The following is a 13069-nucleotide window of genomic DNA, read 5'->3' as shown; positions in this document are numbered from 1 at the left end:
AATTAAACATCATGGAAACTATAAATAATCAAATCATCCAACCCAAGGTTTGGCAGGTTTTAGGCAAGACGATTACTAAATGTGGCAGCAGCGCAGAAGCTATACAGGAAGCGGGTTTAGATTTTACGGTACTCAAACGCCCGAATATACACCCCTTGCCAAGCGGGGTTAATATCATTTCGGATAATAGTTATTTTACCTTCAGAACGGATACTGAAGCCATTTTAGGAGATAAAATCGGGAGCGATTACGAGGTGGTGCAGAATACCGATGCTTTCGGTTTTTTTGACGGCATCGTACAGGAACACGGAAATATCAGGTACGAAACCGCCGGGAGCATCGGGTATGGTTCTGTGGTTTATGTAACCGCCAAACTGCCGGAACATATCCGTGTCGGCAAGTCGGATTACGTGGAGCAATACTTGTTTTTGACTTCAAGCCATGACGGTACGGGCAGTATTACTATTGCCTTTACTCCTGTCAGGATAATATGTCGCAATACGCTCAATGCAGCCCTTAACAACTGTAATAACGCAATAAAGATACGCCATACCGCCAGTGCAGCCGAAAAACTGAAATCGGCGCACAAAATGTTAGGACTGACCAACCAGCTATCGACCGAACTGGAAGCCATTTTTAACCGTTGGGCAAGGGTAAGGATAACCGACCCGGAGTTAAAACGCCTCATACAACTGGCGATGGTGCCGAACCGTGAAACTTACCAATTGCTGAAAGCGGGTAAGGATGATGAATTGTCAAGCCAGTTTACAAATGTGGTCAGCAATATTTTTGAGTACTCGTTATGCTCACCTACCCAACAGGAAACCACGACCAAAGGCACGTTGTACGGTTTTTATAATTCAATCACGGGGTATTACCAAAACGTGCGCAATTATAAGAACGAGGAGGCAAAATTTAAATCCATTATGGCAGGCACAGGGTTACAGCGCAACCAAACCGCCTTTGACCTTTGCGCCGAGTTTGCAAAACACGGCAACACTGCCTTACAATTAAATTAATCACACAGGGCAACCCCAAGCGGGTTGCCCTTAAATTATTACCACAATGAAACCACTAACAAGTCTAAACAATATACAACGTGCACGACTGTTGCACGAGTTATTTCCATCCGAAGTCCCCGCATTACTGGAATTTGTAAAAACCATGTGCCAGTCATTCAAAGAAAGGGAAAATGTACATCGTATAACATGGGAGAGCAGCCTGTTTGAGTTTGATTTTTGGCTGTCCTTCGTTAATGAAACGGAGCGAAAAATTGAACAGTACGGCAATAAACTAAATAAAAGCAGCAGTCTGTTCGCTAACCAGCTTTTTGACGGCTACTTAGCTATTTACGTCATAGACTGCCTTAGTGTCTATACCACTATGAAAGAAAACCCGAACCGGAAAATCAACTTAGCCATTGACCTATTATTTAATCCATAAAGTAAACAACATGAGTTTTATTATCATAGAAACGCATGGTGACCCGGAATACGCCATCATCGTTACAGATCAGGACGGTAATAATTTGGTTTTTGATAGCCGGGAAGAGGCCGAGGCGGAAGCTGCCGACTGCCAGGACGGAGTTGTGGTCGAACTATAACACCGACCTATCAGGTATAGCCTTGTGTATCAATAAACACAGGGCTTTTTTGAAAAAAATTTCCTGTTAAAGTGCTAGTAATGTGATGTCAGATGAAATTAAAATTTGTTTATCCTTTAAAAATGCCTTTATAGTCGTCGAAGTCCCCGGCCTCTAAAGGGTCTATAACATAAAATCAAAAAGGATAAATTCAATTGCTATTTATCAGATTGGTTTTTGATGCCGGTTGGAATAGTACTGATCATGCTTCGAATGATCAGAGGTGCAGAAGCACCAACATGAATTGCTAATAGTTTGTTCACATGGTCTTGGCCGTCAAAATAAGCATAGGCAAGAACTGCCCCAAAGAATGGATTAATAAAATATGGTAGCCAATAGATAAAATCTTTAAAGTCCGGCCTTCTGCTTTTAGCGACTTTAGCTAATTCAGCTAAGCTTAATAATTGAATTAACAAGCCCCCAACCGCACCTAATACTATTGGTTCCATATTAATCAATTCTGTTTTTAAACGCGCCTATGATCTTTCTATAAACAGGCTCGTTTTTTCTAAACGTGGCCCTTAAAGTGATTACCGTTTCATTTTTATCTCCGATGGAAGTAACGAACGCTTCTGATTCTGTAACAAGTCTTTGAATTTCGCTATAAGGAATATTCATCCCTTTTCCGATATCTTCCAGGCTGTACCATTGTTGTTCGGGGAGAGATTTTATATAATTTACTATTTGATCCTCGGTTGCCATAATAATAATTGGTTTGGATAAAGTTAGACATTTTCGACACGCGTCCTGATACCCTCAATCACATTTTTTTCCCAAGCTTCAAATTGGAATGGTTTAGCCATAATGTTGTCCCAGGCCATATTCAGAATATGTGAGATGGGTTCGGCATGTTCTGTAATTTGCTCAGCATAGCTTCTTAGATCGATGGCAACGCATCCACTGATAATACTATCAGCTAAAGTTCCAATGACATCGTCAGGGAAAATCTCATCATAGTTAGAAGGTACTGGTTTATTGGCGGCGTTAAGAAACTCATCCCAGGAGCGTTTGATCTGGCTGGCTTCAGTTAGATATCCCGTTTTTTGCAACATGGTTAATATCGCCCTCATTCTGGCTTCATCGCTGGGATGACTTGGGGTATCTTTATAAGTTTTGTTTTTATTAAGGCCAACGGTAGCTAATTTAAAATTGCTCCAGCCATAGGCTGGCCCTACCAGGTAGGTCGCGATCATATCGCAGCAAAATTCCATAATCCATGCGTTGATCCATCTGATATATTTTTCTCGGTAAAATGCTTTGAGCTCCGGATTCCGGTCTTCCAGATCTACATTAACGATCTGCTGATCATAAAAGCCTTTTAGTGTTTGTTCGATCTTTCCTTTTAAAAAGAGTTCATACTGAAAGTAGATAAGGTGGCCAATCTCGTGAAACAAGTCAGGCATGTTTAGCAAACTTTTTTCTTCTCCGCTTGGTACAGCAATAATGTCGTAATTAGGCAGCGCCCAAAAATAATTTTCAGAATTACTGATGGTGGTAATGATAGGCGGCACCTGAAAGCAATTAATTTCCTTGTATATCCTTTTTATCTTTTTTCGAAAATAGATCTCTGGCTCACCAAAATTGATGATGACTAAAAAGCGGAATAACTCAATGTTGAGCAGCCTTTCATGGAAAGTATTGAACTGACTTACATAGTATTTGGAAAGTTTAGGAACATCAAGATCCCCAGAGTCAATAATTTCTTTGACCTCGCCATGTAAATCAGAAAGCATTTCAGCAGTTTTTTGCAGGAAATTTTTATCAACGTCCTGGTGTATTTCAGGACCGTGCAAGGTCTTAATCAGTTTGGTAATCCTGTTTAAGAAATCATAATAAACGCCTTTTACAAAACCATTCATCCCCGCGAAGTTCTCATTTTACGGAAAAGAATTCCTCGCTCATTTTCAATAACAGCAATAATGTTGTCCAATGTTTCAATGTCATCTGGTTTTAGATCTTCCTGAAGCAACATCTTTTTAATATTTTCTTCCAGGTAGGGATTCTGCGAGAGCTTTTTTTTGTAATCATCCAAAACAAGCAAAGGGATAAATTCTGTATTGTTTGAATCTTTATCCAGTAATTCCAACAAATTATTCAGAAAGGCCCTGATGGTCTTCTTGGCCTCCGTCACTTCTCCTTCGGAAACCTTAAGTTTCGGATAAAGCTGGCGGTTGTGTTGATCTTCCAGCATGTTGCTTTTTTGAAAGGTGATCACGGAATTGATAATCCTGTCAGAAGTCTGAACCAATTTATCGTATTGGTTTGATATTACACTTACGTCACTCATGGCTTTATTGATTAATCATCCAAAATATCTTCAAATTCGTCTTCTTCTTCCTCATCCTGACTTTCATGAACATCAGATAGAGGTTCAAGAAGCACGTCTATTAGTTTAATACAAATTGGTAAAGAATTGTTCCTGTCCGGCGCAGAAAATGCGAGCATCGTTTGCCTGAACATGTCCTCCATGATTTTAGTAAAGTCCAGTGTCCCCTCTTTAAAGATCAGGTTGAGTGGTTTGACGGTACCCGGATTTTCAAACGGGCTGCCTGTATTGAATAAGTATCCTTCATTGTCGTCGCTCATCCAATAGGTGCCGGCAACTGGATTTTCTATTTTGTGAAAACCATCGGTCAATAATCCCATCCGTACAGGCGTTGCGATCTGTTTATGCATATCAACTACAGCATAAGGGATTTCTTCGTTAATAATCTGTTCTGCTTTTAGTTGCTTGATAACTTGTGCTAAAGCCTTCCCTTCATCAGAACTCTGACCATCTCTGACAATAACGATCCCATTGGGATTTTGTGCAAAATTGGGAATCATTAGTTTTAAATTCTCGTAAAGAATCTTGTTCAGTTGATCCTCTTTGATCTTTTCAGCCCGGATCGACTTCATCTTCTTGGGAACCTGGTATGATTTGAAATAGAGATGTTCGCCATTCCGGATAAAAAAGGTAAACCCTGCGAAGCGGTCTTTTACATCGATACCCACGTAAATATCATAATTCAAATTTGTTCCGAGCGCGTATGGCCATTTACGGTTTACAATAAAATATTCCAGTACTAAGTTTAGCAGGTAATTGCTAAATTTCTGCCTGTCACCTTCAGGAACCCGGTATTCCATTTCTGCGGGCAAGGCGTCTTTTTTAGGGTAAGCCCTGAAGAAGGACGACATTTTATAAGCTGAAGCGCATTGTATTTTCAAGTCCGGATAAAATTTTGTCTTTAATATATCGTGAAAATCACTTGCCTTTTTTCGCTGGTTAAAAGAGGTGTCTGGCAAGACAAAAAGTGCAAAACCCTTCTTGGCTTGGTTACGGTGCAACTCCTCGGCAATACTGTCAATTTGATAGGTCGCTGAAAGACTATCGTTCACCTTGTAAGTAATGATCTTGAATTGCCCGAAATTGGGGGCTAGTTTTTTGATCATAAATTCCAGATTGGTTTGAAACCCTTGCACCAGATTTTTTTCAAGATAATCCGGTACGATCAGGTATTGGGGATCAAATCCTTTTTGATTAAGGATACCGTTGTCCATAATCATCTTCTTCCGGTTCCTACCCAAGTTCCGCAATGCGGATTCTTTAGTTTCCGGATTCTCATTGACATCCAGTATTTTGTTGCCGTTAAATTTAAAAGATGGCATTGGAAAGCTAGCCACTTGCTGTGTTGCCGCGTACATGGCTACCCGAAGATCCTTGCCCTGAAAAGTTAAATTACTAAAGTATTTTCTCACCAAATCAGTAATTTTTTCGAACCGCTCTGATGGTATTTTGATGGATTGACGATGTAATGATTTTACATCCTTATCTTTTGTATTATAAAGCATTCGGGCCAGCGATGTCGCCCCGCTGTGTGGTTCCATTTTCCGTCCAGGATATTGATAAAATAAGGTCAGATCATTTTTTTTAACAAACTGCTTAAGATTCACACGGCTTCTGACTTTTTGCATGATGTAATCATAAACGCTGTAAGTTTGGTTGTCCAGTGTAACTTCATGATCAGCAATAGCGGGGCCGAAACCGACAATTTCAGCCATGTACCAATTTTCACCATTACTATAAACCGCCCTGCGTTTTTTGAACTGCCTTGTCAATTGCTGAACGTTTTGCGAATTGATGTAATAGGATAGCGTATGCCTGTCCACATATTTCGTCGAAATATCCAATACAATGTAAATGTTCCCGTCGCGGTGATGTTTAAGTTTCCATTTAAACCCTTCAAATATTTGGATATTGGAATCTTCCCTTCCTTCAACCGGTGTCTTGTTGTAAAAATGGCTGTTGTTCAAGCGCCATAGTGGAAAATTCATTAAAAGCTGCCGTTTAATCTCAAATTCAAGAAATTTATAAACTACATCTTTTTGGTCCTCGGGAATGGCGGCACCATTGATCAGATAGACCTCGGGCAGCAGAGTTACATTCACCGAAAATGCGGTAACATCAACTTTGGCATCCAGCATTGTTTTATCTGCCGGGATAGCCACATAAAAGCGACCGTCACGTTTGATGACCGCCGACGGTCCTTCTGATAAAGAAGACACGGCCAGGGCGATTTGTTTGAGCTGCTTATTAAACAGATCCTCCTTGTCGGCGATAGCTGGCAATTCAAAGGATACTAATTTGTAAGAGAAATTAAGCTCTGCTAAATTCCTGATTTTGAATAAATTCAACGTATGTCTTCTCATCGTATTGATTATTATGGGTGAACATATAATAGCATAGTGTTTTAAAGGTACAGTTGGCGCACGTCGCCGGGCTTTCCGTATAATCAAAATCATCTATGTTAACTTCTTTTTTACCGTCATTTAGTAGTTTAATATCCTGGCTGGTCAAATAGATATAATCGATCAGGTCATTGATTTCTTCTTCTTCAAAGGGGTGTTCTTTTACCTCACCCTTATAGAGATTGACTTCGAACAATCTAATGTCTCCATAAGTAAATGGTGGTTTATCAGGGTTTTTATCCCGCACCATTTTGACCGTAAGGCCTGCGATCTGCAATTGCCTCGAATAGTCGGAAACGTAACTATTCGATAATTTCCAATCAATCACAACAGGCTGCCAATCCGCATCATAGAGCATTAAGTCAATTTGCGGGTTAATGGACGCATCATGAATATTTGCACGCAGCTTTTGCATATTCGGGGTCATCACCTTGGCATTTTTCAAAAAGTCGATCAGCAAGCTGCCGTCCGGCATTTTTGTCAAAGGAACATTTCGGATACCTAAACGAATATCTTCATAACATTCAAGTAGTTGCAATTCCGTGTAAGGGACATTCAGTTCATGTACATCCAAAATACAATATTCGTTATCCGCATCTCCGACGACCAGGTTTTTGTCCCGGTACATTTTTTTTTGTGAAAATAGAAACTGTGCCTTGCCTAATTCAACTGCCTGCTCCGCCAATTCCTCAAAGTTCAATAGCTTTTTCTGGACGATCAATGGGACCAGGAACTTTTCAAGGAACTTATCTACGACCGTTCCCCGCCACATGGTCAGGTTCTGCATTTTCTTCAGCTCATAAGTCTTCCGTTTCAACAGGTCTTTCCAGCCATGGCTGGAAAGGATGTTGGCGAAGAAATACTTCCGATTGCAAGTGCTCCAGGTATTTACCGCTGAGTTTGACCAGTTGACAGTGCTCATATTAATCAGTCATTAATTCATTTAACCGTAGTAGATATTTATCCAGGGCTTCCTTATTTTCAAAAAGCTCTTTTCCTTTGTTACTGGTGATCATTTCAGACAGATCATCATTAGATACCATCAGACTTTTGCGAAAAGCAGGTTTCAGTAAAGCCCCGGACGAGAATTCATCTTGCTGGCTTTGCAGCATATCAAAAGTCTTCCTAATGGCAGATTCCGCAGCATCAAAAGTGATCTTTAAGGTGTCTAAAAGCTTTCTGAAAAACTTGATGGGAACGTTATTGATATAAAACTGATCTGCGGCTAGTTCAGTGATCACAGCTTCAGGCAGCTGCGTTTCTTCACTTAAATGTCCCGTGTTCAAATTAATCTTAGCCATTTGGCTTTTTATTAGATCACCGAAGGAAGGAGCAGCCAGTAATTGGTTTAAGCCGGTTAAAAGTCTCTCCTTGCCGACAGCAGACATTTGATAGTCTTCGGTTATGTTCATAAATACCATTTCTTTCGCAGCCCGGTTAAAATCCGGTTCACTTGCGTTTTCCAGGACAAGCAGGCGAAGTGCTTCGTCAAGGGGATCGATATTTTCCTTTTTCATGGTTTTAATGACTTTGGTTGTCTATTAGTGTTTGTACAAGTTTCTTTTTAGCACGATGATGCTTTACCTTTAATTGATTGTTTTCTATGGCCAGCAACTTGGCTATTTCTTCGTAAGAATAATTTTGGGCTCTGAGCAGTAAGATGTCTTTTTCCTGTTCGTCCATTTTATTCAGCGCTTCTTTTAAAGCAAGGATGGCAGGATTGTCCACGATTTCTAGTGCATAGTAATCTTTAAAGGCCTGCTCATTCAACAGCTTGGTGACTATTGCCGCTGAGTCCTCATCATCCTGAAAATCAAGCAACATTAATTCATGATCCTCTTGGTTTCGGCGTGCACGGAAATGCTGCCGGATAAAATTGATCAGCACTTTGTACAGGAAATTATTAAAATGCGCCTGTGACTCGAAATCATAATTTGACAATTTTAACACAAGGGTCTCCAATGTCTTATAAATGATTTCCCAAGCATCATCCTCGGCCAGGCTCCATTGTCTGATGCAATAGGAATAGAATTTCTTACCGTAATTTTCATACAGTTGTTCAAGTCCATTTTGCTGCTGACTTTTTAAAAGATCCAATATTTCGGTATATTGCTTCATGCCTCTATTTATATATATGCAAACAGGTTACACAATTTCAAGAAAAGTAAAGATAAATGAAAGGACGCGGCAAATGGGGGCCTTTCGGTTGACTAATAATATTTATTTTTGAGCAGACCATGACGGCAGCAGATGACACCAGTTTTCCCCAGACCCCTGAAGAACAATTGATCAGGTTTCTTAATTATACGAATTTGCCTGTTTTTTTAACGGGAAAAGCCGGAACGGGAAAAACAACATTATTAAAGAATCTTCCTGGTCAAATTCGTAAGAATTACCTCATCACTGCTTCAACTGGTATAGCTGGTGTCAATGCGGGAGGCGTAACCTTGCATTCCCTTTTCCAGATCCCCGGCGGTGTTTATATTCCTGGCGCTTATGAAGGAACAGCAAAAGATATCTATTCGATCCCGGCGACGATTGCACAACGAAGGTATGAAAAAGCGAAACTTGATCTATTGCATCAACTTGAATTGCTAATCATCGACGAGATTTCTATGGTAAGGGCAGACCTGCTGGACGTCATTGACCAGTTGCTTCGCAAAGCGCGAAACCAGCCCGAACTTCCCTTTGGCGGCGTACAGGTGCTGATGATCGGCGACCTTTATCAATTACCCCCTGTACTGACCAATGAGGACGAGCCATTTTATAGTCCGTGGTATGCCACACCTTATTTTTTTTCAGCCAAAGTAATGCAAGAACAGCGGCCTGTTTATATCGAGCTTCAACATATCTATCGCCAGGACTCCGATATATTCAAAAATATATTGAATAATATCAGGGCTGGTACCTTGAATCAACAGGATGTCGCGTTACTTAACGAGCGACTCAATGATCGGCAAAAGGCGGACACCGATGAGTTCTTATTAACGCTGACATCTCATGTAGCCCTTGCCGAAGAAATGAACAAGCAGCAACTTGACGCGCTGAACACACCCATAGTGCGTTATGACGCCATGATAAAAGGCCAGGTATCCAGCAAAGATATGCCAGTCGAACATTCGCTTAAACTCAAAGTCGGCGCGCGCGTCATTTTTGTTAAAAACGATCTTCGCCCTGAACGGCTATATTACAACGGAAAAACCGGAGTCATAACTAAGCTTGAAGCCGATACCGTTTGGGTACAATGTGCAGGAGAACAGCAAATCGCGTTAAACCGGGAAACCTGGCCGACGATCAACCCTATAGTCACAGGATCAGGCATCAGCAGCCAAACTGTAGGCGAGTTTGCCCAGTTTCCCTTAAAGCTAGCCTGGGCAATCACGATCCATAAAAGCCAAGGGTTGACGCTCGATGGGGCGACGATTGATGCCGGTGAAGCCTTTACCCCGGGGCAGGTCTACGTCGCCTTCAGTCGTTTAAAAAGTTTAGACGGATTGACACTAACTACCAGGATTCGGCCAGAAAAAATATTCCCTCATTCGGCATTGGCCCCGTTCGAAAAAGGATTTAGTAACCAGGACCTGATCAGCCTATTTAAACAGGGAAGGTGGGAATTTATACTACAACTGATCAGCGAAGGATTTAACTGGTTCGATTTAAGTACAGCATTTGAGCGTCACCGCCAGATGCTACAACATTCACCCGTTACTAACAAATATGAGCAAATTGCCATTGCTGATGGGTGGTTAAATAAAATTAAGCAAAAGGCCGACCAGGCAAATAAATTCCGTAAAGAGCTTAAAATATTAGCAGGGCAATCGACTTGGGATTTTGCGCATTTGTTAAACAGGGTACAATTAGCCGTGAACTATTTCAACCAGCATATTTTAGATGATATTATCGCAGAAATTGCAGGAATAACAAATACCCATCTGCAAGATAAAAGCCAAAAAACCTTCATCAAATCGTTGGGTGGTTTGTCAGCAGTATTGACTCAACAACAAACCCATCTTCGCGTTTTGACAGAACTTGCTACCGATCTCCAAGCCTCCATCCCGATAGACCAATGTATCGAGCGATATTATAGTCATACCCACACCCCGAATTCTCCGGTAGCCGAACTTCCTTCAGCTAAAAAAGCGTCCGGTGCTACATTAACGAAAAGTTTAGAAGCAACGCTTGCTTACTTTAAACAAGGACTATCATTAGAACAAATAGCCGAAAGAAAGAAAACCACTAATACGGCAGTTGAAAAACAATACGCCGAACTGGTCGCAGTTGGAAAAATCTTGCTTTCAGAAATATTTGCACCGGAATTATGTGAGGCGCTGTTGTCCCTTGGCTCAGAAGTCAAGGATGTCTCTCAATTGCGAATTATCACAAAAGGAAGATACTCCTTTTTCGAACTGCGGATGTATATCAATTTTTTAGCTTATTTGAACAGCTTGTAAACCGCCTTTAAACTATCTTAGACCGAGGGAGTTCGATTCTCGTTGGGAACAGCACCAACTGCTCAACAAAATCTTTTTAAATTAATTAACCCTCGTGATTTTAATGCTAAAAAAGCTTTGCTTTTCCCTATATTTATTTAGCCGACTTAACCAGTTTCCTTTTATGACAGCTACGGATATTCCTTATTATAGTTTAGCATTCGCATTAATTAGTCTTGTATTCTCAGGGACATTGGTTTGGATTCGTATTGTGGAATATAGACGGGATAAAAAAGGGATAGCTGTTTCCTATGCTATAACCGGTGATCCTCACGGCCATGACAGCATTTATTTAACTAACCTTTCTGCTATCCCTATTTTAGTTGATTATTGGGAGTTGGTTTGGAGGAAAAAACGTTTCATATTTTTTAATGATAACCAAGCAATTAATCTTCACGGGGAAGAGGATTTGCATACAGTTCTTCAACCACGAACAAGAAAAGCTTTGAATTTTAAAGACGAACATTCTTTCAATTGGCACCCAAAAAACCAAGGAAAAGTCAAGCTTTTTATCAAGTTACATATCGCGGGTAAAACAAAGCCCAAGTATTTATATGTATATAGCCCGTTTGCATAATGTTGCACCAAATCCTACAAAGGAACTATAGATGTTGTAAATTTTCGAATGTGATTTTTTTTGGGAAATATCGAACCGATAAGTTCGCTCTTGCCATCGAGCTCTATGGGAATTGGCAGTAATTGTCAGAAACGTCTGCCTCTCCTGTATGGTGCAGCTCTTCTCGTGAATTTCGCGAAAGCTATATTTGTTTGAACTTGTCGTTGTCTTTCGTTGTGATACTGGATATCTTTATTGTATTGTATTAACTCATCCATACTTCGGCTGACCCACAATAACCAATCGCCATTGATAGTCATATTTATAAAGTCATTGCGTACCCATACCGTAAGTACCACTGATGGTCCAACCCTAACAGGAAATAAGCAGTACAAATAATTTCTCATGTCTGTTGGATCGGCTGTTGAATCGGAATCCTGAAAATCAAAAATGATTGGAGCCGGACTCCCAAGCCACATTAAAGGGAAACACTCATCCGGAAATTCGATAAGAAAAACCCCCGGTTTTAATGCACGACCATTGTCTTTTCCCTTCAGCAAACGCTTATAATCATTCTTTAGGCGTGTTCCATCAACAACCCAAACCATGTTCCGGTAAAAGTTTTCACGGCTGGTACGCTCCTGCGGATGGATGTGGGAATGTTGAAACTCGATCACCAGGCCGTAATCGGTACAAATATCGGCGATGTGCTTTTCACCTGTTTGCTGATCGGGTAAAATGACCTCCTGCCATTCGGTTGGGAAATTATTTTTCCACGAGCGATGCCACTCTGTTTCTGGTTCCCGCCAAAAGTCGCATTTCATATCGTCGCGATGCGCCCAATGGTGGCTTCTTTGTGTCCCACATTTAGCGATAACGGGCTGAGCACATCCGGGACACAATCCTTTTAATCCGGATCTGGCCTCGACCCTTTGGTCATCAATTAGTGCAAAGCGCATACTTTTCTTCTCTACAAAAATGTTTTAATTACGCAAAATTATAATCAAATATACTTTGAGCAATCAGTATAGGAATGATATTTGTATTAAAATTATAGGTTAATTGCATTACCGCTAATTTAATCAATACGACAATCTACATTTGGGCACCGTGGAGAATGCAACAGTCTCGCTGATGATATTTGTTTGGGCTGTTATTCAATCATTTGGCGATTTATCAATGGCCTACTCTGGCAAAACTCTGCCTTGAAACCAAATTAAACAAGTAAATAAGTTAATGCAAAATTCAACACCACACAATAAATTACGTTCCAGATATGTTATTTAGAATAATTCTATTTATATCTTTGTACGGAATGAAATACCTGGCTATCATCTTCAGTCTATATTTTACCGTTTTGGCGATATTACCATGCCAGGACAGGGAAGATATGATTGCCAGTGTAATGCATGTTACTTTTCAGAAAAGTCATTCTCCTCATGATGAGAGAGGCCAGGAAACCTGTCCTCCGTTTTGCACTTGTTCCTGCTGTTCTACCGCAAGGCTTTTAACATCAAGCCCCATTCTGACTTTCGATACACAAGCGGTTGTTCGTACGTACCAGGAATATCTCACCCCTGCTGTCCAAAAGCAGAGTGTTAATATCTGGCAGCCCCCTCAAATAGCTTAATACGAAATTTTGATGTTTCCGCC

The 13069-nt window shown here is 40.7% G+C and carries 15 protein-coding genes; 6 read left to right on the top strand and 9 right to left on the bottom strand.

From position 1 onward, the window contains the following. Nucleotides 1-11 precede the first annotated feature (11 nt). Genes Q3W13_RS05810 through Q3W13_RS05800 form a run of 3 tightly spaced genes read left to right on the top strand, consistent with a single transcriptional unit; the run spans nt 12 to nt 1603 of the window. Nucleotides 12-1019 (top strand): DUF932 domain-containing protein, encoded by a 1008-nt coding sequence (locus tag Q3W13_RS05810; protein WP_302862053.1) that lies wholly within the window; start codon nt 12-14, stop codon nt 1017-1019. Nucleotides 1020-1065: 46 nt separating this feature from the next. Further along, the gene (locus tag Q3W13_RS05805; protein ID WP_302862052.1) at nt 1066-1443 is read left to right on the top strand and encodes a hypothetical protein; all 378 of its coding nucleotides are present in this window, start codon (nt 1066-1068) and stop codon (nt 1441-1443) included. A gap of 10 nt (nt 1444-1453) precedes the next feature. Next, on the top strand, nt 1454-1603 hold the full coding sequence (locus Q3W13_RS05800; RefSeq protein WP_302862051.1) for a hypothetical protein: 150 nt from the start codon (nt 1454-1456) through the stop codon (nt 1601-1603). A gap of 197 nt (nt 1604-1800) precedes the next feature. On the opposite strand, the gene Q3W13_RS05795 is transcribed toward Q3W13_RS05800, so the two are convergent. From Q3W13_RS05795 to Q3W13_RS05760, 8 genes are read right to left on the bottom strand one after another with little or no spacing between them, the layout of a single operon-like run. Next, the gene (locus Q3W13_RS05795; protein WP_302862050.1) at nt 1801-2091 is read right to left on the bottom strand and encodes a hypothetical protein; all 291 of its coding nucleotides are present in this window, start codon (nt 2089-2091) and stop codon (nt 1801-1803) included. A 1-nt stretch (nt 2092) separates the two neighbouring features. Beyond that, nucleotides 2093-2344, bottom strand: a complete 252-nt coding sequence (locus Q3W13_RS05790; protein WP_302862049.1) for a hypothetical protein — start codon at nt 2342-2344, stop codon at nt 2093-2095. 23 nt (nt 2345-2367) lie between these two features. Then, the gene (locus Q3W13_RS05785) at nt 2368-3501 is read right to left on the bottom strand and encodes a hypothetical protein (protein WP_302862048.1); all 1134 of its coding nucleotides are present in this window, start codon (nt 3499-3501) and stop codon (nt 2368-2370) included. Further along, complete coding sequence (locus Q3W13_RS05780) at nt 3498-3929, bottom strand: hypothetical protein (RefSeq protein ID WP_302862047.1); 432 nt, start codon at nt 3927-3929, stop codon at nt 3498-3500. The genes Q3W13_RS05785 and Q3W13_RS05780 overlap by 4 nt, the downstream gene beginning before the upstream one ends. An 11-nt stretch (nt 3930-3940) precedes the next feature. Continuing rightward, the gene (locus Q3W13_RS05775) at nt 3941-6331 is read right to left on the bottom strand and encodes a hypothetical protein (protein ID WP_302862046.1); all 2391 of its coding nucleotides are present in this window, start codon (nt 6329-6331) and stop codon (nt 3941-3943) included. Next, nucleotides 6279-7292 carry a PD-(D/E)XK nuclease family protein gene (locus tag Q3W13_RS05770; RefSeq protein ID WP_302862043.1) on the bottom strand — a complete coding sequence of 338 codons (1014 nt, stop codon included), beginning with the start codon at nt 7290-7292 and terminating at the stop codon, nt 6279-6281. Before Q3W13_RS05770 ends, Q3W13_RS05775 begins: the two co-directional genes overlap by 53 nt. Nucleotide 7293: 1 nt before the next feature. After that, on the bottom strand, nt 7294-7887 hold the full coding sequence (locus tag Q3W13_RS05765; protein ID WP_302862042.1) for a hypothetical protein: 594 nt from the start codon (nt 7885-7887) through the stop codon (nt 7294-7296). Nucleotides 7888-7891: 4 nt separating this feature from the next. After that, nucleotides 7892-8488 (bottom strand): RNA polymerase sigma factor, encoded by a 597-nt coding sequence (locus Q3W13_RS05760; protein ID WP_302862041.1) that lies wholly within the window; start codon nt 8486-8488, stop codon nt 7892-7894. A 119-nt stretch (nt 8489-8607) separates the two neighbouring features. On the opposite strand from Q3W13_RS05760, the gene Q3W13_RS05755 reads away from it, so the two are divergent. Then, the gene (locus tag Q3W13_RS05755; RefSeq protein ID WP_302862039.1) at nt 8608-10821 is read left to right on the top strand and encodes an AAA family ATPase; all 2214 of its coding nucleotides are present in this window, start codon (nt 8608-8610) and stop codon (nt 10819-10821) included. 163 nt (nt 10822-10984) lie between these two features. Then, nucleotides 10985-11437, top strand: coding sequence for a hypothetical protein (locus Q3W13_RS05750; protein WP_302862038.1), 453 nt, complete (start codon nt 10985-10987; stop codon nt 11435-11437). Nucleotides 11438-11562: 125 nt separating this feature from the next. Here the strand turns inward: Q3W13_RS05750 and Q3W13_RS05745 are convergent, their stop codons facing one another. After that, complete coding sequence (locus Q3W13_RS05745; RefSeq protein WP_302862037.1) at nt 11563-12375, bottom strand: competence protein CoiA; 813 nt, start codon at nt 12373-12375, stop codon at nt 11563-11565. Nucleotides 12376-12731: 356 nt separating this feature from the next. Here Q3W13_RS05745 and Q3W13_RS05740 point away from each other — a divergent pair, with 356 nt between their 5' ends. After that, the gene (locus Q3W13_RS05740) at nt 12732-13046 is read left to right on the top strand and encodes a DUF6660 family protein (protein WP_302862035.1); all 315 of its coding nucleotides are present in this window, start codon (nt 12732-12734) and stop codon (nt 13044-13046) included. The last annotated feature ends 23 nt before the right edge of the window (nt 13047-13069 follow it).

The organism is Mucilaginibacter sp. L3T2-6 (genome assembly GCF_030519355.1).
Taxonomy (GTDB): Bacteria; Bacteroidota; Bacteroidia; order Sphingobacteriales; family Sphingobacteriaceae; genus Mucilaginibacter.
This window is presented reverse-complemented; position numbering and strand designations above follow the sequence as displayed.